The 272-nt window shown below is 69.1% G+C and carries 1 protein-coding gene; it reads right to left on the bottom strand.

What is annotated here, in order from left to right:
• Positions 1 to 88: 88 nt before the first annotated feature.
• The coding region (locus tag NLU14_RS21820; protein WP_275710559.1) for a hypothetical protein at positions 89 to 272 on the bottom strand (184 nt) is incomplete at its 5' end.

A 272-nucleotide genomic window follows, 5' to 3' on the forward strand; every position in this document is an offset into this window, starting at 1 on the left:
TGAACAGTGTTACTGAAGTCACGTCCTGTTACCAGTCGAGGCTGGATATCCGTTGTGCGACACGCCGACGCCCGGCGTTCGGACGACCTCAGAGTTCGGCGTGGAGCTGCCAGACGCGCTCCGCCGCGCCCGCCCAACTGAACGCCCGCCCACGATCGGCGGACAGGACGGCGAGTCGTTCGACCGCGGAGGTCGACGCCAGCGTCGCGGCGAGCTCGTCCCCCAGCGATCCGGCGTCGCCCGGCGCGAAGGTCGCTCCGTCCAGCAGGAGT

Source organism: Marinobacter iranensis, assembly GCF_029207565.1.
Lineage (GTDB): Bacteria > Pseudomonadota > Gammaproteobacteria > Pseudomonadales > Oleiphilaceae > Marinobacter > Marinobacter iranensis.